The organism is Paenibacillus agaridevorans (assembly GCF_003112455.1).
GTDB classification, from domain to species: domain Bacteria; phylum Bacillota; class Bacilli; order Paenibacillales; family Paenibacillaceae; genus Pristimantibacillus; species Pristimantibacillus agaridevorans.
This window is the reverse complement of the sequence record NZ_BDQX01000327.1, coordinates 36672-39187: the sequence shown is the minus strand read 5'-3', so window position 1 is coordinate 39187 and position 2516 is coordinate 36672. Positions and strand designations below refer to the sequence as shown.

Here is a 2516-nt window from a genome sequence, read left to right as displayed (position 1 = left end):
TTCCATATTCGATGTCGAGTACGCTTCTTGGCTTACTTCGTGATCAAAAGCGGACTTTTTGAACAACCTCTTATAAGAACAGCACGAAAGAGGTGAATGAGGTGAAGCAGGAGATCATTAGCCGGGTCATCCAAGGCGACCGGGATGCGTTTCGATCGTTATATGACGAATACTTCGACTATGCAATGCGGACGGCGATGCTCGTGACAAAACATGGCGAACGTGCCAAGGATGCGGTGCAAGAGACGTTCCTCCGGGTGTATCGCAACATCTGGCAATACGATTCTTCGAAGCCGTTCAAGCCGTGGCTGTACTGTATTCTGCTAAGAGAGTGTTACCGGGTGATGGAACGGGAGAAGAAGGTGGTGCCGCTGGCCGGTGAGCTGGAGCTGGAGCGGGTGGGAGTAGAGCCGAAATTGCCGGATACGAGCCTCGACGTATACGATGCCTTGCAATCGCTGCCCGATATGTATCGAATTCCGCTTATATTAAAATATTTGCACGATTATTCGGAGAAAGAGATAGCCGAAACATTGGAGCTTAACGTCAACACGTTAAAGTCGCGCCTGCTCAAGGGCCGCGAGAAGATGAGAGACAGACTGGGAGGGGAGCCGCATGGATCAAAAGCATAAAGAGCAATTGCTCAAGAAGTCGGAGTATCCGGACACATGGAAGGACGATATTTGGGGCCAGCTTGAAGCCCGCCTCGATGCCGAGGAGGGAACGCAAAAGAGCTCTTCTGCAGGAGATGACGAGGAACAGGCTGACGGCGGCACGGTGCACCATGATTCTATCACCGGACGGAGTCCGAGCATGGGACGCGCGAATAACAGAAGCAACAAGACCAAACATAAGGGGATGAGAGTCATGAAAATCGGAGTGGGAGTTGCGGCTGCGGCCGTTGCCTTGACAGTGTTCCTGTCGCTGCCAGCGGGTACGGCTATGATGGATAGCGTGAAGAACTGGTTTGAGCCGGAGAAAAAAATCGAAATCGATGTCGAAGGCCAGAAGGAAGAGACGAACGGCCAGGTTCACGTCGACAAGACAAGCGACTACGCCATCTACTACGACAAGGATCGGTATAAGCTGGTGGAAGGCGAAGACAAGGATGTCATTACGACGATCGATCCGCTGCTGGCGGAATACCCGGAGGTATCTTTAACGATCGAGCAGAAGGCCGACGTGCTGCCGGAGCAGCTGGCGAAGGAGCTTGCGGAGCAACTACAGGGCGATTACGAGCGAGTCGATGCCATCGAACGCGTGACGGCGCCGGTGGACGGTTACCTCGTTCATGCGATCGACGGCAACGACCGGCTCAGCATGGTGACGAACGTCTATATCGTAAGCAACGGGAAACAAGGCAGCTTTATCCTGTCCTCGAAGTACTTCCTTGAGGCGGCCGAAGGTCATGGCGCGCGCTTTACCCAGACGCTGGAACAGTTCCAGGTGTTGGACGGGGAGTAACAGGCAACGACAGAGGGGTATAAGATTTGGGCCTTATGAACGGCGCGACAAGTGCTAGCGAGACGGGCAACCGGAAACGCAATCGCGTTCACCGGCTAGAGCAGCCTGTTGCCGCCGAGCAAATGCGCGTCGTCGTGGAAGCGACGGCCGGCTCGAAGCATGCTCAAATAATAGAGATTCGGGTATACAAATGGGAAGAAAGGAGCCGTGCCTGAGCACGGCTCTTTCTTGAATTATAGGAAAGTTTAAAGGAAATGATGCAACTTCAAGTGCAAAGGTGAAATTGCGGGCAAATGTCCGGCAAGAAATGAACGGGAGCAACCGTAACGGAGATGAAAGGCGTTATTTCAGCAAAAAACGGCACTTCGCAAATCTAATGGAACTGACAGCCCTTATGATGGGCAAAAGTCCGCGGTTTGCCTGGATTTCTCACGAATAACGTCGCTGAGTTCCGTTAGCTTTTAATATCACGCCAAACGATCCATATAAGGGGCCTCACTTCCGTTAACAGGTTGGCGATGATTGATTGCAGCTTCATTGCCAGTTTTGCACACAAGGATTCGACGGACTTTTTATGTTCGTTAGGCGGTCTATTGCCATGTCTGCAGGATTGCGCACAAGGACATGTTCGGCAGAAGACGCGCGAGTAGGACATCCTCCCTCTAGCCCGTTTTGCCTTCCGCGTCGACCTGACGCAGTCGGCGATATTCGGTCGGCGAGATGCCGGTCGTTTTTTTGAACAGACGGTTAAACGAGGTAACGTTAAGGTAGCCGACTTCGCGGGCGATGTCGCTCACTTGCCGGGCGGTCTCCGTCAGCAATTCCTTCGCCTTTGCCATCCGCAGGCCGTTCAAGTGGTCAATGAAGTTGGTGCCTGTTTTTTCCTTGATGTAGGTAGACAGATAGGCCGCCGACATGTTCAGATCGTTCGCCACTTGCTCCAGGGAAATATCCGCTCCAAATCCGGTCTCCAGGGAGTGCATGACCCGCGAGATGACGGGGTCTTCGCCCGAGATTGTTCGCATGGACAGCGCGACGGCCACCGTCTCGGC

The 2516-nt window shown here is 53.3% G+C and carries 4 protein-coding genes; 3 read left to right on the top strand and 1 reads right to left on the bottom strand.

Going from position 1 to position 2516, the window contains the following annotated elements:
* Positions 1 to 101 precede the first annotated feature (101 nt).
* The 3 genes from PAT3040_RS26205 to PAT3040_RS26195 are packed head-to-tail and all read left to right on the top strand — an operon-like array spanning position 102 to position 1679.
* Positions 102 to 632, top strand: coding sequence for an RNA polymerase sigma factor (locus tag PAT3040_RS26205; RefSeq protein WP_181376836.1), 531 nt, complete (start codon positions 102 to 104; stop codon positions 630 to 632).
* Positions 616 to 1464 (top strand): hypothetical protein, encoded by an 849-nt coding sequence (locus tag PAT3040_RS26200; protein ID WP_108994999.1) that lies wholly within the window; start codon positions 616 to 618, stop codon positions 1462 to 1464. Before PAT3040_RS26205 ends, PAT3040_RS26200 begins: the two co-directional genes overlap by 17 nt.
* Positions 1465 to 1490: 26 nt before the next feature.
* A complete protein-coding gene (locus PAT3040_RS26195; RefSeq protein ID WP_108994998.1) occupies positions 1491 to 1679 on the top strand; it encodes a hypothetical protein in 189 nt (62 codons plus the stop codon).
* A 447-nt stretch (positions 1680 to 2126) separates the two neighbouring features.
* On the opposite strand, the gene PAT3040_RS26190 is transcribed toward PAT3040_RS26195, so the two are convergent.
* Positions 2127 to 2516 (bottom strand): helix-turn-helix domain-containing protein (locus PAT3040_RS26190; protein ID WP_181376835.1); only part of this gene is annotated, 390 nt, incomplete at its 5' end.

Coding starts and splice junctions, on each gene's coding strand:
- PAT3040_RS26200 (WP_108994999.1), top strand. CDS start 616: ATGGATCAAAAGCATAAAGAGCAATTGCTCAAGAAGTCGGAGTATCCG.